The sequence below is a fragment of the Algoriphagus sp. A40 genome (genome assembly GCF_002002735.1).
GTDB lineage: Bacteria > Bacteroidota > Bacteroidia > Cytophagales > Cyclobacteriaceae > Algoriphagus.
The window spans coordinates 215,833-240,939 of sequence record NZ_MUNY01000072.1; the positions used below are offsets into that span (position 1 = coordinate 215,833).

The window sequence follows — 25,107 nt, forward strand, 5'->3', positions numbered from 1 at the left end:
GTTCAAATTGGAAAGAAATAATCCAAATATTCCTATGAAAAGGCTTTTTAGAAACTCCGCTTTGGCAATTTTTATAGTTGCCTTAATCATCTCTGCAAGCAGTAATTCATTTTCCCAAAATGAACCGTTGGGTCCACTGATGTCTGTAACCGAATTTACCATCAAACCTGGTCATGACCTCCAGTTCCAGGAGGGTGTCAAAGCATGGAAAGAATGCTACCTCGCAGCAAAAGGCGAGTGGACCTGGAGAGTCTGGCAAAGGCAACAAGGAGAAGGCAACGTCTATGTTCTAGCCTCAGATATGCCGAACTGGGCAGAAATGGACAAAGATGATCCAGTTGGAAAAAATTGTGCAATGATTGCCACCAGTTTGATCAATCCTCATGTAGATAAGGCTACCAATCATGTCACAAGGCTTCTTCCGGCAATTAGCAAAACCACTCCAACCACGAATGAAGTGATCTCCGTGACTTTTTTTGAACTCACTCAATCTCATGGTTACCATTTTCTACCCGCAATCCGAGAACTTTCTGCAAGTATTTCCAAAGCTGAGGGAAGTCCAAGAGGATATTGGTATAGCTGGTTGACGATGGGGCCGGAAAGTCCAAACTATCATATCGTCAATCCCTATGAAAACTTTGCAGCTATGGATGTGGTGAGGGATGGCCCTTGGGATGTTTATGAAAAAGAACATGGAAAAGAAAAGCGGGATGCCCTCCAGGCCCTTTTCAGATCATCCTTAAAAAATACTTGGATCTATCAGTACAAGCTAAATGTGGAAATGAGCCGCCCTACCAAATAATTATTTTAACCTAAAAACCATGAAAAAGCTATTTCTTTTCGCCCTTCTTTTTATAAACATCAGCACACTACGGGCACAGGGCTATTTTCTGCCGGTTTCGACAACTTCAGAGGAAGCAAATAAAAACTACCAAGCTGCGGTGATGTCTACGCAACATGCTGACCTAACTTCTTATAGGGAATTAATGGTTAAAGCTCTCGAAAGTGATCCCGAATTCTTTATGGCTTTGGCACATCGGGGAATGGGTAGTCTAAACTCGACCAATCCGGATTTTCCAAAAGAAAATATCAAAAAAGCCCTCGCTGTTTCCGAAGACAAACTTACCGAGTCTGAAAAAATCTTAAGGAAAGCCCTGGTCCTGTTGGACGATGACTTAAAGACAGATATCACAGGAGTGATCAAGGAACTTCAGGCGGCTTATCCAAATACAGCCCAAGCCTATGATTTTGGCCTTTTTGTCAATTACTTCTACAAAAAAGATTATCCTGAAGCTATAAAAAACGGAGAAATGCTGATAAAACTTGCCCCCGATCATGGCGGTGGATATAACATGCTGGGATACGCAAATATGGCGGCTGGAAACATGAAGGATGCCAAATCCAATTTCAAAAAGTACATCAATAAATTCCCCAAAGAAGCCAATCCTTATGACAGCATGGGGGAATATTACATGAATGTGAAAGACTATAAAAACTCAGCCAAGTACTACCAAAAAGCGGCAGATATGGGTTTGGAAACTTCACAGGAAAGAGCCGATGAGGCTAAAAAACTCATGGCCAATTAGAAATTACCACTATCAGAATCCTACTGAAATGAAAAGTTATCCATTAATCTGTTCTGTAATTCTCTTGCTTTTTGCCTGTGAAGGCAAACAGCGCTACACGCAGCAATCTGCTGAAATTGAAGCCATAAAATCAATCATCAGCAGTTATGAAAGTGGAGATTTTGAGGCTTACCTCCCGCACTATGCTGAGGGGGCCCAGATCTTTTTCAATGCGACTGAAGATAACCCGGCAACAATTCAGGAAATCATCGCACAGCAGAAGCTGGAATTAGAAGCCTTTTCCTCTTATTCCTTCGACCGGGAACAAGACTATTTAGAAATGGTGACCGATGACAAAGGAGAAATCTGGGTGAATTATTGGGGAGTTTGGAAAGGAACGATGGCAGCAAACGGAAAAACTTTTGAAACCCCAATTCACATGACGACTCAATTTGTTGACGGCAAAATCGTGAAATCCCATGGTTATTGGGATAACGCTCCGATCAGGATAGCCATCATGGAACTTCAGGCCGCCGCTGCCGCAGAGGCAGCATTGGAAAAACCTGATGGTGAAGAGTAAACCAAATTTTTTTGAAAACCGGGAAGATCCTCCAAGAGGCAATTGTGCTTTCTTCCCGGTTCCTACTTTTTATTTTCCTCCCGAACCAAACAGGTCACCGGGGTTCCAGATCGGTTTTTCAGTGGTTTGGGCTATGGAATAACTGATCAAAAAGTTCAGCTGGACGTAAGTTTTTGCTGCGGTGAAATTGAAAATCCCATCCATGCCGTCCGCAGCACGGTGGTAATATTTCGCCCTCCACTCCTTGATAAAGGCATCCATATCAAATCCCGGGACATTTGTTTTGTTGCCGTATTTGATATGCAAAGCAGGAATTCCACTGACCACAAAACTGTATTGATCACTTCGCACAAAGCGGTTTTGCTCAGGCTCTGGATCTGCCTCGATGTCCAAGCCGAGGTAATCTGCCGCGAATTTTACATTTCCCAGAATACTGGAATGCTCAGCCCCCAAAGGAACAATCGAAAGCAGAGGAGCAATTACAGTAGGCATGTCCGTATTCACGTTTGCAACAATCGAAGATTTTGGAACTGTTGGATTAGAAGCAAAATAGGAAGACCCAACTAAGCCCATTTCCTCTGCCGTCAACATGACGATTAGGATCGAACGCTTGGGTTTTGCATTTCCATTTTTATAAATCCGCGCAATCTCCAACAGGGAAGCAACTCCTGATGCATTGTCATGGGCTCCGTTGTAAATCGAATCCCCATTTTCCGGCCTTCCTATTCCCACATGATCCAAGTGGGCGGAATGCACCACATATTCATTTTTCAACTTTGGGTCTGTGCCTGGAATCAAACCGATCACATTGTAGCTCTCAAATTCGCTGTGGGTATTGGAATAGCTTGCTGAAAACTGGTAAGAAAATTCAAAAGAGGAATTCTTTCGTGCTTTGATATCGGCAAGTACCTGATTCAGGTTTTTGCCCGAATTCAAAAACAGGCCGGTGAGAAGTGATTTGCTTCCATTGAGGGCAAAGCCCAGGTTTCCAACAAATCCTCGTCCATAAGCTGTCTTTTTCTCGGGATTCAAAGCAACATTTGATTGGATGACCGGATTGGAATTGGAAAATGGAAGATTCAAATTGACCAAAATCGCCCCTGCTGCTCCTTTTGCAAAAGCTGTATTCATTTTATTCCCCGGACTGGAAAAGTGGGAAACCAAAGTCGAAGCAGAAATTCCATCCGGAACTCCCCCAACCATCACCACTACTTTTCCTTTGACATCCATTCCTTCATAATCGGAATACAATCCCGGAATTTCCACACCATAGCCTACGAAAACCAAAACCCCTTCCCCGGAAGCTTTGGCCGTTAGAGGATGCGGAATCGGTAAAAAGTCTGTCCCAAAATCCAGGGAAACCTCATTCCCGACTTTGTCTCTCAGCAAGGCTTTTGCGGTGGAGTTATCCACTACAGTTTTTCTCAAAAACAATTTCTGTGTGTATTCCCCGGAATCACCACCAGGCTGAACGCCCATCATTTTGAACTGATCTACTACATAATCCACCGCCATCTGATACCCTTCCGTGCCTGGCATTCGGCCCTTCAGCTTATCATCAGCGAGGTAGGCAATGTGATTTCGGATAGTGACCGTATCTACTTGACTCATGGCCTTTTTGACGGAGCCCGGTACAGGCACTTTTTGTGCAAAACCCTGAAAAGCAATAAGGATCAAAATGAGGGAAAAGAAATTTTTCATCAGGGAACAAGAATTGGGTGATCAATAAATTGAAAGGTCAAATTAAGTTAAGTCGATCCCATAAAACCAAGCTGAGAAATCCTGCCAAGCGGGAATTTTAAAAAAAGTGAAGAGCGAAATATGATAGATCAGCAAAAGAACTAGAACTATCAAAAAGACATCTTTCCTTCGATGGGTCTTCCAATCCCAGACCGCCAATCCGATCACGATTAAATCCGCCAGCAAATACCCGAAAAAGGGAACTACGGGAGACCCTTCCAATTTGGGTGCAAGTTCCACCAAGGCAGGGATGTACTTATAGATAATTCGATCGGTAATCGGAGTAAACAGTGGGAAAATTGTACACACCATATATCGGGCATGAGTGAATCGGTCTTTGCGAAAGTAAATCCCAAGGACATAAATAATCATCAAAACAACCGTCGCATTGAACATCAAGGCCATTGAAAAATAGGTGCCCAAATTTACCTCTGGACTTTTCCTAATCGTAGCATGGATCAAAAGGATGGTGGATAAAATCAATAGCGGGAAAACCATGTAGGAGGCCTTTCCAACCAAAGTGTGAATGTTGTATTTTTTTGTTCGGATCAAGACAGCCTGCCCAATTAGCATCAGACACCATAAGGTCATGAATAAGCCATGGAAATGAACATAAAATGACATCGGCCTTCCCAAAATCGAATAGTAACTACTCCAAAATGCCAGCATAGCAAAAGCAAAAAAGGCGATCAGATAGAGCGCACTTCTTTGAAATAAAAACTGGTTTAGATTAAAGGTTTTTGACAAGGCAGGTATCTTTTGAGTAAAATCATATCTCCGAGGTTAGTGTCTCCTCTCACATCAACTTATCAATTCTTCCCATTCTTAAAACTCTTATCCGGATAAGCTGGGGCCTGAGGCACAGGTCTTGGATCTGCTTTGATCAACTCCTTCAAATGCTCAATTGCAGCATCGAGTTGTGCATCATTTCCATCAAAAGTCGCTTTTGGAAGATTAATCACTTCAATGTCAGGAATGAATCCGACACTTTCGATTAGCCATTCCACTCCTTGGTCGGTTTCTCCATACACCCCGTTCATTGGAGCTCGTGCCACTCCGTTATCTGACAAAGTGTTCACGCCGGAAAGCCATACTTCTCCGCCCCAGGTTCTTGTCCCAATAGCCTTGCCCAAGCCCAATCTCCGGAAGCCTTCGGCAAAAGCTTCCCCATCCGAAGCGGTGAATTCATCCACCAGCACCACCAAATGTCCGCGAAAGGCATAGGGCATATTGGAATAGGGTTCCCCGGTTCTGCCTTGCCAATAGAAAAATGCCTCACGCATCAGTTTTTCCAAAATAAAGGAATCAATGTTTCCGCCACGGTTATTGCGGACATCGACTACGAGCCCAGATTTTTTAAACTGCGGATAAAAATCCCGGTACCACTGCCCGATATCCGAAGCCGTCATAGCACGAAGGTGAACGTATCCGATTTCCCCATCCGATTTTTCTTCAGCGATCAAGCGACGAGTATATTCCCATTCGTTGTAGCGAAGATTGGATTCTTGTTGAGAAGTCATTGGGACAATGATCCGATCTCCTTTGTCGGCACCATCGCTTCCGAGCACTTTTATCCTAACCTGCTTATTGGCCTTGTCTCTCAAAAGGTAGAGCAAATCGGGAGCGTCCATTACCGAAATTCCATCGATATGGGTAATTACATCCCCCTCCTGGATATTGAGATCAGAATGGGAAAGGGGAGACATCTCATTAGGATAGTCAGGATCACTTTGGAAAATATGATCGATGGTATGGCCTTGAAGTTTTTCATTCCTGGAAAAATTCGCTCCTAACATTCCAAACTGGATCTGATCCTCACCACTGCGCAGATCTCCGCCACCCACCGAAGTATGAAGTACACTTAACTCGCCGATCAATTCTCCCATCACATCAGAAAGCTCCCGACGGGTAGTCACTCGCTCGACCAGCGGAAGGTACTTTTCATACATCGCATCCCAGTCTACTCCATGCATATTTCGGTCGTAGAAATAGTCTCGCTCCATTCGCCAGGCGTCCGTATAGATCTGTTTCCAATCCTCTCTTGGATCGACAGAAAACTTCCAGCCACTCAGACTCAATTGATTTTTGGAAAGATCAGAAACCGGCGAGGTTCCCAATTCCACCACATAATGATTTGGGCCACTGCGAAGGACCGCATATTTGTTATTCAGCGAAGTCACAAAGCTATTGACCTTATCGGCAAAGACTTTTTGCTCGGCTTTCTCATCGATCGGTGTCATCATCAAAGCCGGATTATCATCATTGGAAGCTCCGCCTCCAAAATAAATCCCCATGCCAGGACCCACTCGATGATAGTAAAGCGCTTTGTCAGTTACCACCAGGTTCTTATAGTTGCCAGCAGGGATAGGAACCTCACGAACTCGTTCCTTCAATCCATCTTCATCGATTGTGACCACAACAGGCCCATCGGACTTTTTCTCCTCAGCAGGTTTCAATTCGTTTTTGGGTTGAAAAGGTGAGACCAATCCCATTTTCAAACCTACCTGATAGATTTTGATCTGCTTTTCCCAGAAAGGCTCCGGCTGCCTGGTTCCCCAAGGCGAACCGATTCGCGATTCAAAATTCCGGTCAGACAGGAAGTAAATCCATTTTCCGTCAGGACTCCATTGCGGATTCATGCAGTTGGTGCGGTCGGAGGTCAGGGGAATCCGTTTGCCGGATTCGGCATGGAAAATAAAAAGCTGCATAAAGGAATTGGAAGCTGCCTGACCGAAGGCCAGCCACTTACTGTCAGGCGACCAAGCCATTGCTCCACTGATGTCTTCGTCAGTAGCGGTAGCTTTGGTTTTTTTGCCGGAGGCCAAATCCTGAATCCAAAGGGCATTGTCAAGATCGTAAAAAGCAAGTTTTTTCCCGTCAGGAGAAGGAGTAAGCCCAAATCGCAGGGTCGTTCCGTCATCCGTAAGCTTTTTCCCCTGATCCAATCCCAAGCCGGAATATTGATGAATTTCAAACTCTCCACTTTCGTCTGAGAAGGCCAGAATATCTTTGCCATCCGTAGAAAAAACCGCATCCCGATAGCGTACGCCATCTTTTTGGCTCAACCGCAGAGACCTGCCCTGCTTTACGGGAAAAACAAAAACACGTCCCCGGGCCGAAAATGCGATCTTTTCCCCATCGTTGCTCAGGGTTGTAGCGGTGATAAAATTCTGCGGGTTGTCAATCCAGTATTCCCTGAGCTGATCAAAATCGGAAGTTAGGCTGATTGCCAGCTTTTTCTCTTGCGAGCTGCCTAAATCATGGGTATACAAATCAGCACCGGCTCGATACACCAAGTTATTTCCATGAAGCGCTAATTCTCTCACATCATAGCTAGGCTGCTTGGTGTGCTGCTTCAGGTCAGATCCATCCTCGTTCATGGACCAGACATTTTGGATTCCGTCACGGGAGGAAAGGAAATAGATCCGACCTGAATGATGTATCGGATGATGGTCTTCTCCATTGTAGTCCTTGGTCAGTTTTACCGCCTCGGCTTGTCCATCGGTGTATTTCCATATTTGCCGGGCAGTCCCTCCTTCGTAGCGTTTGGTGACATTATTGTGAAAAGTCGGACTAACAAAAAAGTACGTGTCTCCTGAGGCATTGAAGCTTCCCTCTGCCGCCATATCCAATGGAATAATCGATTTATTCCCGTTTTCTATATTCATCACCACGGTATTCAGGCGGGGCAAAGTGGAATATTGATTGGTCACGTAAGCGACTTCGGTAGCAGATTTCCAATCAGTCGGCACGGAAGGCGCAGGTTCGTAAGTCAAGCGTCTCGGCAATCCTCCCGAGATCGGAATCAGATACAATTCGGTCGGACCTTCGTAGGTAGCTGAATAGGCCACCCATTTTCCATCGGGAGAAATCTTGGGTGAGCTTTCTTCCCCCGAATGAGTGGTCAGTCGAATGGCCTCACCACCCGTGAGGGATGTTTTCCAAAGGTCACCTTCGGCTACAAAAACCACGGTGTTTTCATGGACATCCGGCTGCATAAAATATCCCGGTGCACTTTGTCCATATCCACAAAAAGGTCCGATCAGTGCAAAACTAAGTGCTAATACTTTTTTCATAAGAAATGGGGGAAATTGGGCAAAAAGACAGAAATGGAAATTAGGGAAATTTATCCAATGTGATTTAAACCAGAAATTTGATAACCTTATTTCAAATAGAATTCTCCAAAAGTAGAAACCAAACGAAATTCGGTTGCCTTATCCTTTTTTTGAATTTGACCTACAAAATGGTTTTTTAAGTAATCCATTGAAATTCAGAGTTTTTTGCCTTCGAATTATCCACTTTTTTTGATTAGCTTCCAATACCAAACATTTTGCAGGTAACGCTTTCGGAGTGTTTCCTTTTTCGCTTACCAGTCCAAACTCTACCCCATTTTTCCTTTCGATGGAACAAACCGGAACTCCTTTATTACTTCCCTTGCAGGAAAATGAGCGAATCGAGTCGCTCGACGTCATGCGGGGAATCGTCCTTTGTGGCATTCTCCTGATGAATATCAATGCCTATGGCCTGGCCGAAGCCTACATTGATCCGACCATTTCGGGAGGATTTACCGGGCTGAACAAATACACCTGGATCATGACCAACCTGCTGTTTGAGGGCACCATGCGGGGACTTTTTTCACTTCTTTTTGGGGTGGGAATGTTCATTTTTTTGGACCGATTAGAGAAAAAAGGAGCTGGTATCAAGGCTGCTGACATCTTCTTTCGGAGGCTGCTTTGGCTATTGGTTTTCGGGATTATCCACGGCTACTTGTTTCTTTGGCCGGGTGAAATTCTGTTTGATTATGCCATCATGGGTTTTTTGGTCTATTCTTTCAGGCATACAGCCCCTAAGAAACTGTTCATCATGGCAGTCCTCTTATTTACCATCGGTGGAGTTTGGAATTTTTTCGAGTACCGGCATGCCGCAAAACTCACCGAAGATTTAATCACAATAGAGTCTTTCAAATCCGAGAATAAAGAGCTGACCAAAGAACTTGAAGGTGCTCAAAAGGAGTGGGAAAAGATACAGGAAAAACGCTCTCCGGAATTTATACAGGAGTCAAATGAAACCAGCAGAAAAGGATATCTGGAAGTACTTGCCTTTCGTGCTCCAGTTAATATGGATTTTGAAATGTATATGTTCTACAGGTATAACGCCTGGGATATCCTGAGCATGATGCTGGTAGGAATCGGGCTGTTCAAACTTCATGTGCTTTCCGCCCAAAAGTCCTACCGTCTATACTGGGCCATGGTTTTGGGAGGCTACGGAATTGGGCTGTCGGTGAATTATTTTGAGCTGAAAAACATCCTGGACGCCAACTTTTCTTACCTGTCCTTTGCCGAATCCAATGTCACCTATGACCTGGGACGACTGACCGTGAGTATGGGCCATGTCGGATTGATTATGCTTTTCTGCAAAAGCCAAGCATTTATCTGGCTCAAAAAAAGCATCGCCGCAGTAGGCAAAATGGCCCTAACCAATTACTTCATGCACTCGGTGATCTGCATTTTTGTGTTTACCGGAGTAGGCTTTGGGCTTTTTGGAAAGCTTCAGCGCTACGAACTCCTATATGTCGTTTTTGGAACCTGGATTTTCCAACTGATTCTAAGCCCTATTTGGCTGAAATACTATGAATACGGGCCCCTGGAGTGGATTTGGAGAAATCTTAGCTATCAAAAAGTTTATCCTTTCCGCAAAAGCAATCCATCCTGATTTCATGATCATTCCTTGAAAATTTTATTCCTTTTCTATTTTACTAAAACCTAACCCATTACACTATGAAAAAATTACTGATTGTCCTCCTGACTGGGTTTCTCCTAAGTGCATGCCAACAAGAGCAGCGCTATACCCAACAATCTGCTGAAATCGACAGCGTGAAATCATTGTTTAAATTGTACAATAGTGGAGATTTTGATGGCCAAAAAGCTTTTTATGCTGATACAGCAAAGCTTTTCTACAATGTTCCAGAGTCAAAACCCTCCACCATTGACCAAATCATCACAATTCAAAAAGAGGAAATAGCGCCATTTTCTGCTTATTCGATCGAATTCACAGATGATGCCGTGGAAATGGTCCTGACAGACAAAGGTGAAACCTGGGTCAACTTATGGGGAGTTTGGAAAGCAACTCTCGCAGGTACCGATCAGTCATTTGAGATTCCAGTCCATTCTACTTTCCAATTTGTGAATGGCAAGATTGTCAAGGAATTTGGGTATTGGGACAATTCGTCGGTAGCCATGGCATTTATGGAATTGGAAGCGGCAGAAAAAGCAGCTTCAGATACGACAGCATCCAATTAAAACGCAAAAAGGCCGGACCGAAAATCCGGCCTTTTTTATTGACAATCAGCAGAAAGTGGATGAGTGTTTAGGAATTTAGCTTCTATTCACTCAACTTGAGACAATAGATTGGCAATAAACCTAAAAACCACATGAAAAATAACCGCCGCGACTTTTTACAAAAAATCGGATTGGGAACAGCCGGACTCGCCGCAGTTCCTTTTACCGGAAATGCAAGCCCAATTCCAGCCAATAAAGCAGAAGATGAGCAATACCTCCAGATAGGAGATGATATAGCTGTTGCGAACACCGGCTTTGGAAAAATCCGTGGCTACCAACTCAATGGGGTTTATACCTTTTTGGGCGTTCCCTATGGACAAAATACGGCGGGCAAAAACCGTTTTATGCCTCCCCAAAAACCCGAGAAATGGGAAGGGATCAAGGATACAGTCTGGTGGGGAAATACCGCTCCGCAAATCATGGATAATCGCTATGCCGCTGTTCACTATTCTTTTGCAGACCATTGGAACTATGACGATGTATCAGAGGATTGTCTTAAACTCAATGTCTGGACTAATGGACTTGCCGATGGTAAAAAACGCCCGGTCATGGTTTGGCTACACGGCGGTGGATTTACCAATGGCAATGCAATCGAACAGGATGGTTACCACGGTGAGAATTTTGCCAAAAAAGGAGATATAGTCTTCGTGTCCATCAACCACAGACTGGGGCCAATTGGATTTACGGATCTATCTGGAGTAGGAGGGGAAAAGTACGCTGCTTCAGGCAATGCAAGCCAATTGGACATCATCGCCTCCCTCCATTGGGTCAGGGATAATATCGCCAACTTTGGAGGAGATCCGGGCAATGTCACCATCATGGGACAATCCGGCGGCGGAGCCAAAGTGACTTGTACCATGGCAATGCCCGCTTCCAAAGGCCTAGTCCACAAAGGAGTCGCCCTCAGTGGAAGCATGCTCAAAGCCAATGACCAAGCATACAGCAGAAAGCTGGGACAATATGTAGTCGAGGCTGCTGGATTGACTTCTGCTGAAGTGGACAAACTACAGGAAATCCCCTGGAGAGAATACATTGACATTGCCGGCAAAGCGATGGATCGGATGAGGAAAGAAAATCCACAACCCGGATTCAGAGGAGGATTTGGACCTGTGGCAGATGGAGTGAATGTTCCCAAAGGTGAATTTTTCTCCGATCCCAACAGCCATGAGTCTGAAATACCGCTGATGATCTGCACCACTTTTCATGAATGGGGAGCCACACGAACCAATCCCCAATTGGAGGCAGGGGGGCCCGAACAGGCGATTGAAGGTTTAAAATCCCGCTTTGGGGACAATTCCGAAAAGGTTTATCAGGCCTATGCGGCCAATTTCCCGGGAAAAAAGCCTGCCGAAATCATGACCCTTGCCGCCTCTAACCGGCAGAATGCTGTGGCCTGCGGCAATGCTAAAGTGAAACAAAAAGCTCCTGTCTATATGGCTTGGTTTGGTTGGGAGCCTAATCTATACAATGGCCGAATGAGAGCTTTTCACTGCATCGACATTTGCTTCTGGTATGACAACACCGACCGAATGTATACGCATACCGGCGGGGGGAAAAGACCTCGATTGCTTTCCGAAAAGATGTCTGCTTCGCTTTTGGCATTTATGAAAACAGGAAACCCAAATGCAGGGACACTTCCCAATTGGCCAAAATTCACGGCCCAAAATGGCGAAACCATGGTGCTAAATGACCAAAGCGAAGTGAAAAACGATCCGGACCGGGAAGCCAGAAAATCCCTTTCTTAGTCTTGAAGTTTGACTTCTGTTTGTATTGATTTTTGGGTTTCAAGAGGTCATTCTTTTGAAACCCATTTTTTTAAATTAATTCAAATTGGTAGGAGATCCCCTTTTTTTGGGGAATGTCATTTTTTACCTTATCGGAAAGAGTTATTTTTCAACTTTATAGATTTCCTCCACCCAAAAAACCGCCGGTTTTTAGAAGACATTATCGATTTAACCCCTTTACCATGACCGACTTTAAAAACTACAAAGTTCCCTACGAACCTGCCCACGCATATTCCAAGTCCGTAGCTTACTTTTCCATGGAATTTGCCATTCACCAGCCACTTAAAATTTACAGCGGTGGGCTTGGCTTTCTCTCCGGTTCTCATTTGCGCAGCGCATACGAACTCAAGCAAAACCTGATCGGAATCGGCATCCTTTGGAAATATGGCTACTACGACCAGGGTAGAAATCAGGACCAAACACTGAAGGCCGAATGGTATGAAAAAACCTACAGCTTCCTCGTCGATACCGGAATCAAATTCCAGGTGCCTGTTCACAACCAACCTGTCTGGGTCAAGGCTTGGTATCTGCCACCGGATACCTTCAAAAGTGCTCCTCTTTTTCTTTTGAGTACTGACCTGCCGGAAAATGACTACCTCAGTCAGACCATTACCCACAGACTTTACGATGCAGATACCGCCGCCAAAATCGCCCAAATGATGATTTTGGGAATAGGGGGGGCGATGCTGATTGACCAATTAAATTTCAATCCTGAAATCTATCACCTCAACGAGGCGCATGCAGGTAGCAGCATTTATTACATGTTGAAGAAGTTTGGAAGCAAAGAGGAAGTCAAAAAAAGGCTGGTATTCACCACCCATACTCCGGAGGAAGCCGGTAATGAAAAGCACGACTACTTTCTCCTGGACAAGATGAGCTTTTTCTATGGGCACTCCATTTCCGATGTACAAAAATTGACTGGAATGGAAGGCACTGTTTTCAATCACAGTTTAGCAGCTTTGCGCTTTGCCCGCGAAGCAAACGGGGTAAGCAAGCTACATGGCGAAGTCAGCCGAAGAATGTGGGGTGGATACTCTGATATTCCGGAAATCCAATCCATCACAAATGCCCAAAACTGGAAATATTGGGCGGATAAGCAGCTTTATCGCTTTATGGAAGAAGCTGACAATGAAGCCTTCGACGACAGAAAGCGTTTCTTGAAGAAGCGGGCATTTGAAATTGTTGCTGACCAAACCGGCAAATTGCTCGATCCGGATGTCCTAACCATTGTTTGGGCAAGGAGATTTGCAGCTTACAAGCGCCCGGATTTGATTGCGCAGGATTTACAAAAGTTTGAAGAACTTATCAACAGTTCCGCCTATCCAGTTCAGATTATTTGGGCAGGCAAGCCCTATCCGATGGACTATGGGGCAATCAGTGTGTTCAACTCTCTGGTCCACTTGAGCAAGCGCTACAAAAATGTGGCGGTCTGTGTGGATTATGAATTGACGTTGAGCAAGAGACTCAAGCAGGCATCAGACGTTTGGCTAAACAACCCAAGAGTGCCCCGTGAAGCATCCGGTACCAGTGGAATGAGTGCATCCATGAATGGATCGGTCAATTTCAGCACCTTTGACGGATGGATTTGTGAATTTGCCAAGCACGGGGAAAATTGCTTTATCGTCCCTCAGGCAGATTATCACAATCTGAGCATTCAGGACCAAGATGAGCAGGACTTGGATCACCTATACGAAATTCTGAAAAATGAAATCCTTCCAATCTATTACAGCAATAAGCGCAAATGGAGGGATATTGTACAAGCCGGCATGCACGATGTACGGTTTGAATTCGAAAGTAACCGGATGGCCAAAGAGTATTACGAACTGATGTACCATTAAGGAAACTGAAAAAATGAAAAACCCCCGGCAGGATCAATCCTGTCGGGGTTTTTTATTGGCTCCACTAACTCAGAGCAATTTGGATAATCCCATTATATCCAATTCCATGTGTCCTTCTGAACCTTAGAATCTATCAATCCTCTTTGATTTTGAAGACTTTCCCCTCCGTTTTACTCATGATGTAGACGTTCTTTTCAGCATCAATCCCAAATTTCAAATCCACCCGGTCATGGTTGACCAGGGCTTTCATGGAAATTTCCTTTCCTTCAAAAGTTACACCCCAGCTTTTCACAATAGGACTGGAGGATTCATTGAAATCTGCAAAAAACAGCCTTCCTGAAGGCACATCGCCAAATACAAATTTCCCTTTCAGTGGGCCTTCAGAAATGAAATAGCCACCGATGATGGCGACCGTTTCGTCATGCTCCAACTGGATCAGCGGATAAGTCACTCCATATTTTTCGTCATCAGCAGGAAGGGGATAAAGCGCGCGAAAACTTCCAAAAGGATTGATCATAAATCTGCCCTCGCGAATTGGCCATCCATAGAATTTACCAAGTTCGATTCGGTTGATCTCTTCAATGCTGTGTTGTCCGATGTCGGTGGCATAAAGCATTCCTTGCTCATCCCAAAAAACCCGGTTTGGATTTCTGAAACCGTAGGCAATGATTTCACCAGACTTACCCGGATCTCCCGCAAAAGGATTGATTTTGGGTATTCCGTATTTTCCGTTTTTTCCATCTTTCCCGGCAGGGTCAATTCTCAAAATGCTACCATAAATTCCAGTTCCTTGGTGGTTGGAAATTTCCACAAAGCGCTTTTCCGCAGTGCCTCCATCTCCGTACCCGATATAGAGTAACCCATAATCCGGATCACCTTTTTTGGAATGTGGGTTGAAAGTAAGTTCCTGCATGCCGTGGGCCTGGGAGGCATTGTCAATTCGCAGAATTTCACGGTCGGTGCCTTTGAAAATTTTTGCTTTTGGATCATCAGCCTTCCATTCGGTCACTATCCATTGCATAAACACAGACAAACTATCCGTGAATCCAAAGTCAGAAGGCTTGGTTCCTCCAGGTTCGGTGTGGGCGGTGTAGAAAAGTCCGTTAGATTCAAAATCAGGGTGAAACGCAAAACTTCCCACGCCGGTAGCCCAGCCTGGCTTGCTTACCATGTCAGGGCGCTTTTCTTTAAGGTTTAGAAACAAGACAGGTTTCTGACTTTCTATCTCGTAAAGCCCGATTCTCTGGTCGTTGATGAAAAGCCTCTGGGTGCCGGGAATGGGTTCCATCTTGGTCATTTTCGCCAAAGGAGGCACAGAGTCGGAGGCAGGCAGCTGGGTGAAAAATTCCAATTCCAAACGGATCCCAGAATCCTGGACTTTCTCAGGAATCAGATTGGAAGTGGTATCTCCAACGATCTGCAAAGGGATAGTTTGGAAGGTGTGTAAAAAGGTGATAACATCCTCGATATCTTGATCGGACAAATGGGAAAAACCAGGCATTTGGGTTTTGTATTTCTCCAAAAGTTCGAGGGCCCTTGGATCTTTAGCTTCAATGGCAAGCGCAGGGTTTTTGATAAATTGTCTGATCCAATCCGTGTCGATTGTTCTGGTGATGCCACTGAGATTTGGGCCAATTGCATCTTCGTTGAAGTTGTGACAAGTAGAGCAATGCTGCTCAAAAAGTGCTTTGCCTTTGGCAATTTGCTCGGTGGCAGTAGAAATATCGGTTCCAAATTCTTGCTTCTCAGGAGAACAAGAAACTAGTAACAGGCAAACTGCAAGGGAAAAAAGAAGTACGTTTTTCATCTCTGCTAATTTGGGATTTTCCTTTTGCCAGAAAAACAGACCTTCCAATTCTTTCCAGATTTTCCTCGGAATCCTTTCCACTCGACTAAGAACCTGACTCAAATGATTATTATCATGATATTAGCTGGCGAGTCTCTAACTTTATTCCTTCGCGTTTTCAAAAAACAAAGAAATTTTCATGGAACAACTTTCAGGTTTTGATTATTTAAGTCCCGGATTGATAGGAGGGACACTTTTTGTTTTCCTTATTTTGGCTTTTGTCATTGGATTTCAATTCAGAAAATTGAGGCAGAAGAGAAATTCCTCAAACGCAAAAATAGAACTGGGGTCTATCAGTTCCACTTTGTTGGGTTTGCTGGCACTGATCCTTGCTTTCACTTTCAGTATGGCAAATTCCCGGTTTGACGTCAGAAGAGAACTGGCCATCAGTGAGGCCAATGCCATAGGCACGGTTTTCTTGAGAACTGAGTTTTTCCCAGATTCGATTCAATCAGAGCTGAAAACCACCCTGAATAATTATCTGGAAGAGCGGATTTCCATCTTTGAGGCGGGGACAAATGTGGAAAAAATTATTTTTCACCTAGCTAAGTCTGATTCAATAGGGAAAGCTCTCTGGAATCAGGTTACAGAATTTTCAAAATCTGATCCGAATCTGGTGAAGACCTCAGAAATAGTCCCGGCACTCAATGAAATGATTGATTTGAGTACCTCTCGGTTGGCTGCGGGGCAAGCTAACATTCCGCCTTCGATTCAGTTGTTTCTAATTATTTTATGCATCTCCTCAACTTTCCTGTTGGGCTATGAGCGAAAAGATGAATTTGATTGGATCTTGGTTGTAGGATTTTCACTCTTGCTTTCAATTACAGTCTTTTCCATTATCGATCTGGACAGACCACGATCGGGTTTCGTGACATTGGATGAGGCAAACTCAAAGATTATTGAATTGAGGAACCTATTTGAATAAGTGAAATTTCTGTTTCAAATGCCTGAAAGTTTACTTCCAATATGACTTTTCTCATGAATTCAAATCACAAAATATTTCACTTTTAACCCTTTGCATTTTTGAACAATGATAACCCAAGGACATCATGAAAATCATTAAGATATTTCTTTTTTTCCTGTTTGGCGGAATAGGTCATTTGGCCTTTGCTCAGGAGATTCCCACCATGCCCGACACAGCAAAAATTTCCTATAACCAGATCTCCCAAGGTTTGGATTTGTTTATTTATCCATCCAAAGGCCAAAGCAAATCCCAACAGAAAAAAGATGAGGTGGAATGCTACTATTGGGCCACAGAACAGTCGGGCATAGACCCCCTAAACCTCCCTAAAGTGGAAGCCGCCCCAGTCCAGTCTGGACCAACAGGTGGGGGAGCAAGGGGTGCTGCCAAAGGCGCGGCGGCCGGTGCGGCGATCGGTGCTATTACTGGTGATGCCGGTGAGGGCGCCGCAGTGGGAGCAGTAGTGGGAGGGCTATCGGGCAGAAGGGCCGGGAAAGCCGGTCAAGCCCAGGCCAACCAGCAAGCCGAAGCAAATGTCGCAGCACAGGAACAAAAAATGATGGATGATTTCAAAAAGGCTTTTTCAGTCTGTATCGAAGGCAAAGGCTATACCATCAAATAATCCCAAACTACAAGAAAAGAAACCTATGAAAAAGCTCGTACTACTTGCAGGATTGGGATTGATCCTTTTTTCCTGTACTCCAGCCAACGAAGACACAAAAGCAGAAGACCTTACGGTTGTCAAAAACTATGTAAATGCTGTAGAGTCTTTGGACTTTGATGCGATGAATGAATACTTGGACGACAGTTACCTAGGGCTAGGGCCATCCTACGGAGATTCGATTGATAAAAACCAAGCGGTAGAAAGTTGGAAATTCAACTCGGAAAAAATCTATAAGAAAATTGAACACACCAAAGCTCAGTATGCCTTTGTCACCATCCCTGAAGGAGACTCAAAAGGAAATTGGATCGCAACCTGGTCGGAGCTAAACATCACCTTTCAAAATGAGCAGACCATCACCATCTGGGCCAACAGTAACTACCAGGTGAATGAGGGAAAAATCGTGAAAAGCTTGACATTCTACAACGAAGCCGATGCCCTCAGACAATTGGGTTATGAATTTTGGCCTATTGAGGAGTAGCCAGAAACTGACATATTTTTTAAGGAAGGAATCAGAAAAAGGGGGCAATTATCTTACCCAAGAAGTTCCAAAAACGAAATAATAAGCCCATTGTTCTGGGCCCCTTGCCACATCAATTCCCATTCTAAGTTTGAGTTTTCGGGCGATCAAATAGCGTCCACCAGCGCCTCCCGAAACTTTCCAGGAAGCATCCCCCCAAGAGTCTCCGTCCAGCACAGCTTTTCCCGCTCCTCCAAATCCGACCACACTGAATCGCGAATTGAAATCCCAACGCCATTCAGTCTCACCTAATCCTATGGTATTCCCCTGATATCTTGCGACTGGAATTCCTCTCATGCTGATATAGGGAAGCATAAAAAACGGCGCATCTCCCCAAAGATTTTGGAATTCGGCCCTAAAGCCGGAAATCACATTATGGGAAATGGGAATCCACCAATAAGCGGCTGTATTGATCGAATTGTAGGCATAATCACTGCCCAGCCATTCTGCAGAACTTGATAAAAGTGTGTTCCAGCGAAAGCCTCTGTCAGGGGTAAAGATATTGTCCCGGCTGTCGTACTCCACCAGAATTCCAGGACGGCTGATGATACTTTCCACATCTTTGGGTTCATGGAACTCAGAATTGGTCCGCCCAAGTTCTGTTTTCAAAAACAAATAATTCAGCCCAGCATACCAGTCACTTCTCCCAAATTGCTTGATCAATTGGCCTGAAATTGGAATAGTTCGGATGTTAAATTCAAATTGCTTTTCTCCCACATTTTCAACCTCCCTGTAAAACTCAAGATTGACATCTGCATAGCCTGTGAATATCCTATAATTTGATCTCCACTTTTTTATCACTCCTCCTGCCGCCGCCCCCAAGACCCAAGTTCCATTGACAGTCATTGCACCACCGGCCCCATAGATATTGGGTTTGGCTCTGGTAATGATTTCTTTACCATCCACACTGTCCCGATAAGGCGTATTGGGATCGACGAAAATTGCAAAAAGAGCTCCCCCAAAACCACCCAATGCCGGCTCAGTGATAAAAGATGGAATTGGAATAAAACCGTTGGCTGTCAAAACCCAATCGCTCAAATCAAACTTTTGATCCAGGGAGTCCTTGAAAGACACTTTTTGCTTTTGTGCAAATGCCATTTCGCAGGAAAGTGAAATCACAAAAAAGAGAAGTATAGCTTTTCTCATCAGAAAAATCAGGAATTAAAAACTGATTCAATCTATAGAAGGGAATGAATCCAAGCAAATGATTTTATACAGAAAAAGAAAAAACCTCCGGCGTTTTCAAAACCGGAGGTTTAGGTACTCATTTTAGCTTCAGCTTAAAATGGGTATTTCCCTTGGGCGATCATATAGTCGGCAATTTGCCTTCTGAGCTCTTTGGTATTGACCAAATCAGCCTTAGTGAATCGTTTCAATCCCATCAGCATTACTTTTTGCTCATCGCCTTTGGTAAACGAAGCGATCGCCTCCTTGGCTGCTGCGTTGATTTTATCGACAGCTTCAGAGAGATAAACCTGGGACATGGCAATCTGATGAATGCAGGCATCCTGTCCTTTGAGACTTACCAGCTTCTCAGTTCTGAGAATGGCTGACTCAGCGGCATAGATTTCGGTCATCACATCGGCCAGGTTCATCATTACCTCCTGTTCATCTTCGATTTTGTCCTGAAGTGCCAATGCAGCTTTTCCACCTACCATCAGAAAGACTTTCTTCAGCTTTTTGAGGACTTCCTTTTCTGCAGCAAAAAGCTCGGAAGTATCGATTGTCTCAAAAGAAGGCACTGAGGTCAGCTCTGCCGAAACCGCCATTGCCGGTTCAAAGAGATTCACTTCGCCTTTCATCGCCCGCTTCAAGAGCATTCCGACCATCAGCATCCGGTTGATCTCATTGGTTCCTTCGTAAATCCTGGAAATCCGTGCATCACGATAAGCCCGCTCCATCGGAGCTTCGGCGGAATATCCCATTCCGCCATAGATCTGAACTCCCTGATCCACCACATAGTCCAAAACTTCGGACCCGTGGATTTTGGCAATGGCACATTCGATGGCAAAAGCTTCCACACCCTTGAGTTTGGCTTCTGAATCCATCATTCCATCCGCAATCAGGGCATTGATTCTGTCATCGATATCCTGACCAGCACGATAGCAAAGCGATTCTGAAACGTAAGTGCGAATGGCCATTTCGGCAAGCTTGGACTTAATCGCCCCAAAAGTATTGATGCTGACACCAAATTGTTTCCGCTCCGTGGAATAGGCGATGCTACGGGAAATGACTGTTCTCACTCCGCCCAAAACGCCCGCACCCAGCTTAATTCTGCCGATATTCAGGATATTTACGGCGATCTTAAACCCGTTTTGGCGTTCGGAAAGCATGTTTTCCACCGGAACAGGGCAATCATTGAAAAACACCTGGCGGGTGGATGAACCTTTGATTCCCATCTTTTTTTCTTCCTCATTCATCGTGATGCCGCCGAAGGTTTTTTCCACGATGAATGCGGTCAGGTTTTTATCCTCTTCAATCTTGGCGAAAACGATAAAAAGATCTGCAAACCCAGCATTGGAAATCCACATTTTCTGGCCGGTGATGAGGTAGTGTTTTCCATCGGCTGAAAGCGTGGCTTTGGTTTTTCCGCTATTCGCATCCGATCCCGCGTCTGGTTCGGTGAGGCAGTAGCAGGCAGCCCATTCTCCGGTGGCCAATTTGGGAAGGTACTTTTGCTTTTGCTCTTCGGTCCCGTAATACAAAATCGGTAATGTCCCGATCCCTGTGTGGGCACCGTAGGTGGTGGAAAAAGATCCTGCAGCACCGATGATATCGGCGATAAGCATCGAAGTGTTAAAGCTCATACCCAACCCTCCGTATTCCTCTGGAACTGATACTCCCAACAAACCAAGTTCTCCTGCCTTTTTGAAGATAGAAGGAACAAGATCCGGGTTTTTCATGCTGTCTATGGCCTCGACATTTGGGGTGATCTCTGTGTCGATAAAGTCCTGACAGGCCTGGGCCATCATTTTTTGCTCTTCGCTGAATTCCTCAGGTATAAAAATATCCTGCGCCAGAGTCTCCCGGATTAGGAATTCACCTCCTTGGATTGCTTTAGTAAGTGTTGCCATTATTTCTATGTTATTTAGTTTTCTTCATTATTCTTTATTCGACCTTCGTCATTCGATATTTTTAATAATGAATATTGAATGATGAACTTCGAACACAGAAGTAGTATTATTTCAACAACTCATACACCCCGGCCACTCCCTGTCCCCCGCCTACACAGGCAGTGACCAGACCATACTTTTTGTTTTGCCGGCGAAGTTCATTGAGTATTTGTACCGAAAGTTTTCCTCCAGTACATCCGAGTGGATGGCCCAACGCGACGGCTCCTCCGTTGACATTTACGATTTCTGGATTCATGTCCAGGGATTTCATCACTGCTAAACCTTGGGCTGCAAAAGCCTCATTCAGCTCGACCAAATCGATGTCTCCCAGTGTCAGGCCGGCTTGCTTCAAAGCTTTTGGCACAGCCTCTCTCGGACCGATTCCCATGATTCGAGGATCCACACCAGCAACGGAATAGGACATCAATCTTGCTATGGGATCCAGATTGAGTGATTTCATCAGGCGCTCGGACATCACTACCACAAAAGCAGCTCCGTCTGAGGTTTGAGATGAATTTCCAGCAGTAACCTGGCCTCCGTTTTTGAATGCGGGTTTTAATGCAGCCAACACTTCCAACGTAGTTCCTTCTCTTGGGCCTTCATCCGTATCGACAGTGAATTTTCGAGTCTTCTTTTTACCTTTTTCGTCCAGATAGGTTTCTTCCACTTCTACAGGGACGATTTCGTCTTTAAACTTTCCTGCTTTGATGGCTGCAATTGCCTTTTCGTGCGACCTGACCGAAAATGCATCGGCATCTTCCCTGGTAATGCTGTATTCTTTTGCCAATTCCTCAGCGGTCAAACCCATACTGATGTAGTAGGAGGGGTGCTGAGTAGCAATTTTATAATTGAGTGCTGTCTTATAGCCCATCATGGGTACCAAAGACATGGATTCTGTGCCTCCTGCAATGATGCAATCGGCCATTCCGGCTTTGATTTTTCCAACTGCCAAAGCAATTGCCTCCAATCCGGAACCGCAGTAGCGGTTGATGATGAATCCGGGATTGTCGATTCCCAAGGCCAAAAGAGAGATCATCCGACCCATCTGCATTCCTTGCTCCGCCTCAGGAACGGCATTTCCCACGATGAGGTCATCCACCATTTTGGTTTCCAGGCCCGGGGTATTTGCCACCAGATGCTTAATCACATCCGCGGCGAGGTCATCTGGTCGATAGAACCTAAAGCCTCCCTTTTTTGATTTCCCTACTGCTGATCTATATCCGTTGATTATGTATGCTTCCATTTGATGTTAGTTATTGGAAATTGGATTATTGGGTTAGAGTATCAAGTATCTGGTATCAAGTATCAAGATTTGGACTCAAGGGAGGTTTTTAATCCCATGATCATTCTTTGAACTTCTGTAAGATCTGATTCCATTTCTTTCGCAATTACGGGATCAAGAATTCCAACCCTTTCTGAAATGATCATTTGTGTTTCCAGTTCAAAACTTTCTCCAAGACTAACTTCAAGTGCATTTACAAAGGATTTAGAAGAGGATTTAGCACAACCTTCTGCGATATTTGATGGAACTGATACGCCAGCTCTTCTCATTTGAGAAACCAAACCAAATTTTTCTTCTGTGGGAAACGATTTGGTAATTGTGTAAATCTTTACTGCCAAATCAACAGCTTTTTGCCATACTTTTAATTCTTTGAAGTTGTGCATATCTATCGGATTTTAAGTCTTGATACTTATGTCTTGATACTTGCTACTTTTATTAATTCCTCAGCGGTTTTCCTTTGAACAAAATGCTGTGAATCCGCTCCAGTGTCTTTTTCTCGCCCGTTAAACTTAAGAATGCTTCGCGCTCCAAATCGAGCAAATACTGCTCAGTTACTTCTGTCGGGGATGACAAATCTCCTCCGGACATTACCCAGGCAAGTTTTCGGGCTATTTTTGCGTCGTGCTCAGAGATGTAAGCACCGTACTGCATTCCGGTAATTCCCGCCTCAAACAAAGCCAAAGAACTTTTTCCCAACACTTTGATATTCGACTGTTGAACAGGCTGAGTATAACCTGCTTCATTCAGTGACAAAACCTTTGCTTTTGCATCTGCAAATTGTCGCTTCCTGTTGAGGGAAATTCCATCACTTTTTCTCAAATATCCCAGGCCCCTGGCTTCTTCAGCTGAGGTAGAAACCTTGGCTGTGGCGATGTTCATGAAGTATTCCTGAAGCTGATTGAGCTCCACGTCACCATTGATGATTCCATTGGAAAATCTAAGTGTCATTTCCTTGGTACCACCACCAGCTGGAATCAAGCCCACTCCAACTTCCACCAAACCCATGTACAATTCGGCATGGGCCTGAATATGATCGGAGTGGAGCGAAAGTTCACATCCGCCACCCAAAGCCATATTGTGAGGGGCTACCACAACAGGAATCGAAGAATATCTGGCCCGCATCATGGTGTTTTGAAACTGGGCGATCATCAGATTCACTTCGTCAAAGTCCTGATCTCCCGCAAACATGAAAAGCATGGCGAGATTGGCTCCTGCGGTGAAATTTGCCCCTTCATTCCCAATCACAAGTCCTTTGTAGGACTTTTCAGCCATCCCGATTGCTGTATTGATGCCTTCGATGACTTCTGAACCCATAGAGTTCATCTTGGTGTGAAATTCCAGTCCGATGACATCATCTCCCATGTCATAAACGGTCGAACCGACATTTCCCCAGATTTTTTTGCCTGCAGATTTCAGCGTATCCAGAATGATAAAATCCTGTATTCCTGGGATTTCCAGGTAGGATTTGCTCGGAATGTCGTAATAGAGCTTTTTACCTCCATCTACCTTGTAGAAAGTGTCGTTGCCCGCTGCCAGCATTTCATGAACCCAAGGAGCGGCCATTTCTCCGGCTGCTTCCATTTTGGCCAGTGTTTCTTTTACCCCTAAAACATCCCAAGTCTCAAACGGTCCCAATTCCCATCCGAAACCGGCTGAAACTGCCTGATCGATGCGATATAGTTCGTCAGAAATTTCAGGAATCCGGTTGGAGCAATATTTGAACAGGTCATAGAATGAGGCACGGTAAAATTCCCCTGCACGATCCTCAAAATTGACTAAAAACTTGATACGTTTTTTGAGATCTTCGATTTCTTTGGAAGCCTCCAAGGCTTTGAATTTCGGCTTTTCGACTTCCTTGTATTCAAAGGTTTTCAGATCCAATTCCTTCAGTTCTTTCGTTCCATCCTTGTGACGGATCATTTTGAAATAACCCTGACCGGTTTTGTCACCAAACCATTTGTTGTTGTAAAGTACCTCGACAATTTTGGGGAGCTTGAATTTGTCTCTCGATTCGTCGTGAGGAAGAGCTTTGAATAAGTTATTCGCAACATTCACCGTCGTGTCAAGACCGACCACATCCATTGTTCGGAAAGTTGCCGACTTGGCCCGACCAATGATTGGCCCAGTGAGTTTGTCCACTTCAGAGACGCTGAAACCCATTTTTTCGATGGCATGCATTCCTGAAATGATGGCATAAACGCCAATTCGGTTGGCAATAAATGCCGGAGTATCCTTACAGAGAACAGTCTCTTTTCCAAGGAATTTATCCCCATATCCCATCAGGAAGTCAATGATTTCCGGTTTAGTCTTTGGCCCTGGAATGATCTCCAGTAATCTCAGGTACCTTGGAGGATTGAAAAAGTGTGTCCCCGCGAAATTCGCCTGAAAGTCTTCGCTTCTTCCTTCGCACATGAGATGCATCGGAATTCCGGAGGTATTTGATGTGATCAGCGTTCCGGGTTTTCTGAATTTTTCGACTTTTTCATAAAGCGACTGCTTGATGTCTAGTCGCTCCACGACCACTTCCATCACCCAGTCGTAATCCTTGATTTTGGGCAAATCGTCGTCAAAATTTCCGGTAGTAATCCGGTTTGCAAAGGCTTTGTCGTAAATGGCCGATGGGTTGGATTTCAGAGTGTTTTGAAGGGCGGTGTTGACAATCCTGTTGCGGACCGCAGGATTTTCCTTGGTCATCCCTTTTTTCTGCTCCTCTTCAGTGAGCTCAAAAGGAACGATATCCAATAAAAGTACCTGTACGCCGATGTTGGCAAAATGACAGGCAATGCGCGATCCCATCACACCTGAACCTAAAATGGCTACTTTTTTAATGGTTCTGTTCATTTTTTTGGGTTTTTGGTAGTCTTTCCGCCAAGCGGATT

The 25,107-nt window shown here is 44.6% G+C and carries 19 protein-coding genes; 10 read left to right on the forward strand and 9 right to left on the reverse strand.

Going from position 1 to position 25,107, the window contains the following annotated elements:
- Positions 1-34 precede the first annotated feature (34 nt).
- From B0E43_RS18455 to B0E43_RS18465, 3 genes are read left to right on the forward strand one after another with little or no spacing between them, the layout of a single operon-like run.
- The gene (locus B0E43_RS18455; protein ID WP_139352821.1) at positions 35-802 is read left to right on the forward strand and encodes a hypothetical protein; all 768 of its coding nucleotides are present in this window, start codon (positions 35-37) and stop codon (positions 800-802) included.
- Positions 803-821: 19 nt separating this feature from the next.
- Complete coding sequence (locus tag B0E43_RS18460; RefSeq protein WP_077352513.1) at positions 822-1,586, forward strand: lipopolysaccharide assembly protein LapB; 765 nt, start codon at positions 822-824, stop codon at positions 1,584-1,586.
- A gap of 28 nt (positions 1,587-1,614) precedes the next feature.
- Positions 1,615-2,145: a nuclear transport factor 2 family protein gene (locus B0E43_RS18465; RefSeq protein WP_077352515.1), complete on the forward strand. Its 531-nt coding sequence runs from the start codon at positions 1,615-1,617 to the stop codon at positions 2,143-2,145.
- Between the two features lie 69 nt (positions 2,146-2,214).
- On the opposite strand, the gene B0E43_RS18470 is transcribed toward B0E43_RS18465, so the two are convergent.
- The 3 genes from B0E43_RS18470 to B0E43_RS18480 form a co-directional block, all read right to left on the reverse strand.
- Positions 2,215-3,846, reverse strand: a complete 1,632-nt coding sequence (locus B0E43_RS18470; RefSeq protein ID WP_077352517.1) for a M28 family peptidase — start codon at positions 3,844-3,846, stop codon at positions 2,215-2,217.
- 42 nt (positions 3,847-3,888) lie between these two features.
- On the reverse strand, positions 3,889-4,632 hold the full coding sequence (locus tag B0E43_RS18475) for a hypothetical protein (protein ID WP_077352519.1): 744 nt from the start codon (positions 4,630-4,632) through the stop codon (positions 3,889-3,891).
- Positions 4,633-4,694: 62 nt separating this feature from the next.
- Positions 4,695-7,961, reverse strand: a complete 3,267-nt coding sequence (locus B0E43_RS18480; protein ID WP_077352521.1) for a S41 family peptidase — start codon at positions 7,959-7,961, stop codon at positions 4,695-4,697.
- A gap of 325 nt (positions 7,962-8,286) precedes the next feature.
- On the opposite strand from B0E43_RS18480, the gene B0E43_RS18485 reads away from it, so the two are divergent.
- From B0E43_RS18485 to glgP, 4 genes are all read left to right on the forward strand, one after another.
- On the forward strand, positions 8,287-9,597 hold the full coding sequence (locus B0E43_RS18485) for a DUF418 domain-containing protein (RefSeq protein ID WP_077352881.1): 1,311 nt from the start codon (positions 8,287-8,289) through the stop codon (positions 9,595-9,597).
- Between the two features lie 65 nt (positions 9,598-9,662).
- Positions 9,663-10,184: a nuclear transport factor 2 family protein gene (locus B0E43_RS18490; RefSeq protein WP_077352523.1), complete on the forward strand. Its 522-nt coding sequence runs from the start codon at positions 9,663-9,665 to the stop codon at positions 10,182-10,184.
- A gap of 131 nt (positions 10,185-10,315) precedes the next feature.
- On the forward strand, positions 10,316-11,968 hold the full coding sequence (locus B0E43_RS18495) for a carboxylesterase/lipase family protein (protein WP_077352525.1): 1,653 nt from the start codon (positions 10,316-10,318) through the stop codon (positions 11,966-11,968).
- Between the two features lie 221 nt (positions 11,969-12,189).
- On the forward strand, positions 12,190-13,845 hold the full coding sequence (gene glgP / locus B0E43_RS18500; protein ID WP_077352883.1) for an alpha-glucan family phosphorylase: 1,656 nt from the start codon (positions 12,190-12,192) through the stop codon (positions 13,843-13,845).
- A 133-nt stretch (positions 13,846-13,978) separates the two neighbouring features.
- Here glgP and B0E43_RS18505 read toward each other — a convergent pair whose 3' ends face one another.
- Complete coding sequence (locus B0E43_RS18505; protein WP_077352885.1) at positions 13,979-15,652, reverse strand: PQQ-dependent sugar dehydrogenase; 1,674 nt, start codon at positions 15,650-15,652, stop codon at positions 13,979-13,981.
- A gap of 178 nt (positions 15,653-15,830) precedes the next feature.
- Between B0E43_RS18505 and B0E43_RS18510 the strand changes: the two genes are divergently transcribed.
- The 3 genes from B0E43_RS18510 to B0E43_RS18520 all read left to right on the forward strand — a co-directional run bounded on the left by B0E43_RS18510 (position 15,831) and on the right by B0E43_RS18520 (position 17,794).
- Positions 15,831-16,616 carry a DUF4239 domain-containing protein gene (locus B0E43_RS18510; protein ID WP_077352527.1) on the forward strand — a complete coding sequence of 262 codons (786 nt, stop codon included), beginning with the start codon at positions 15,831-15,833 and terminating at the stop codon, positions 16,614-16,616.
- Between the two features lie 124 nt (positions 16,617-16,740).
- Complete coding sequence (locus B0E43_RS18515) at positions 16,741-17,274, forward strand: glycine zipper family protein (RefSeq protein WP_254423457.1); 534 nt, start codon at positions 16,741-16,743, stop codon at positions 17,272-17,274.
- Positions 17,275-17,299: 25 nt separating this feature from the next.
- Positions 17,300-17,794: a hypothetical protein gene (locus tag B0E43_RS18520; protein WP_077352529.1), complete on the forward strand. Its 495-nt coding sequence runs from the start codon at positions 17,300-17,302 to the stop codon at positions 17,792-17,794.
- A gap of 48 nt (positions 17,795-17,842) precedes the next feature.
- On the opposite strand, the gene B0E43_RS18525 is transcribed toward B0E43_RS18520, so the two are convergent.
- The 5 genes from B0E43_RS18525 to B0E43_RS18545 form a co-directional block, all read right to left on the reverse strand.
- Entirely contained in the window at positions 17,843-18,979 is a 1,137-nt protein-coding gene (locus B0E43_RS18525; RefSeq protein WP_077352531.1) for a BamA/TamA family outer membrane protein, read from the reverse strand.
- Between the two features lie 134 nt (positions 18,980-19,113).
- The gene (locus tag B0E43_RS18530; RefSeq protein ID WP_077352533.1) at positions 19,114-20,907 is read right to left on the reverse strand and encodes an acyl-CoA dehydrogenase family protein; all 1,794 of its coding nucleotides are present in this window, start codon (positions 20,905-20,907) and stop codon (positions 19,114-19,116) included.
- A gap of 106 nt (positions 20,908-21,013) precedes the next feature.
- The gene (locus tag B0E43_RS18535; RefSeq protein WP_077352535.1) at positions 21,014-22,189 is read right to left on the reverse strand and encodes an acetyl-CoA C-acyltransferase; all 1,176 of its coding nucleotides are present in this window, start codon (positions 22,187-22,189) and stop codon (positions 21,014-21,016) included.
- 62 nt (positions 22,190-22,251) lie between these two features.
- A complete protein-coding gene (locus tag B0E43_RS18540; protein ID WP_077352537.1) occupies positions 22,252-22,611 on the reverse strand; it encodes a four helix bundle protein in 360 nt (119 codons plus the stop codon).
- 52 nt (positions 22,612-22,663) lie between these two features.
- Positions 22,664-25,069 carry a 3-hydroxyacyl-CoA dehydrogenase/enoyl-CoA hydratase family protein gene (locus B0E43_RS18545; RefSeq protein WP_077352539.1) on the reverse strand — a complete coding sequence of 802 codons (2,406 nt, stop codon included), beginning with the start codon at positions 25,067-25,069 and terminating at the stop codon, positions 22,664-22,666.
- Positions 25,070-25,107 lie beyond the last annotated feature (38 nt).

Bases quoted from the DNA above. Each gene is read 5' to 3' on its own strand.
- B0E43_RS18495 (WP_077352525.1), top strand. From the start codon at position 10,316: ATGAAAAATAACCGCCGCGACTTTTTACAAAAAATCGGATTGGGAACA.
- B0E43_RS18515 (WP_254423457.1), top strand. From the start codon at position 16,741: ATGAAAATCATTAAGATATTTCTTTTTTTCCTGTTTGGCGGAATAGGT.
- B0E43_RS18505 (WP_077352885.1), bottom strand. From the start codon at position 15,652: ATGAAAAACGTACTTCTTTTTTCCCTTGCAGTTTGCCTGTTACTAGTT.
- B0E43_RS18545 (WP_077352539.1), bottom strand. From the start codon at position 25,069: ATGAACAGAACCATTAAAAAAGTAGCCATTTTAGGTTCAGGTGTGATG.
- B0E43_RS18520 (WP_077352529.1), top strand. From the start codon at position 17,300: ATGAAAAAGCTCGTACTACTTGCAGGATTGGGATTGATCCTTTTTTCC.
- B0E43_RS18480 (WP_077352521.1), bottom strand. From the start codon at position 7,961: ATGAAAAAAGTATTAGCACTTAGTTTTGCACTGATCGGACCTTTTTGT.
- B0E43_RS18535 (WP_077352535.1), bottom strand. From the start codon at position 22,189: ATGGAAGCATACATAATCAACGGATATAGATCAGCAGTAGGGAAATCA.
- B0E43_RS18455 (WP_139352821.1), top strand. From the start codon at position 35: ATGAAAAGGCTTTTTAGAAACTCCGCTTTGGCAATTTTTATAGTTGCC.
- B0E43_RS18460 (WP_077352513.1), top strand. From the start codon at position 822: ATGAAAAAGCTATTTCTTTTCGCCCTTCTTTTTATAAACATCAGCACA.
- B0E43_RS18530 (WP_077352533.1), bottom strand. From the start codon at position 20,907: ATGGCAACACTTACTAAAGCAATCCAAGGAGGTGAATTCCTAATCCGG.
- B0E43_RS18490 (WP_077352523.1), top strand. From the start codon at position 9,663: ATGAAAAAATTACTGATTGTCCTCCTGACTGGGTTTCTCCTAAGTGCA.
- B0E43_RS18485 (WP_077352881.1), top strand. From the start codon at position 8,287: ATGGAACAAACCGGAACTCCTTTATTACTTCCCTTGCAGGAAAATGAG.
- B0E43_RS18525 (WP_077352531.1), bottom strand. From the start codon at position 18,979: ATGAGAAAAGCTATACTTCTCTTTTTTGTGATTTCACTTTCCTGCGAA.
- glgP (WP_077352883.1), top strand. From the start codon at position 12,190: ATGACCGACTTTAAAAACTACAAAGTTCCCTACGAACCTGCCCACGCA.
- B0E43_RS18510 (WP_077352527.1), top strand. From the start codon at position 15,831: ATGGAACAACTTTCAGGTTTTGATTATTTAAGTCCCGGATTGATAGGA.
- B0E43_RS18465 (WP_077352515.1), top strand. From the start codon at position 1,615: ATGAAAAGTTATCCATTAATCTGTTCTGTAATTCTCTTGCTTTTTGCC.
- B0E43_RS18470 (WP_077352517.1), bottom strand. From the start codon at position 3,846: ATGAAAAATTTCTTTTCCCTCATTTTGATCCTTATTGCTTTTCAGGGT.
- B0E43_RS18540 (WP_077352537.1), bottom strand. From the start codon at position 22,611: ATGCACAACTTCAAAGAATTAAAAGTATGGCAAAAAGCTGTTGATTTG.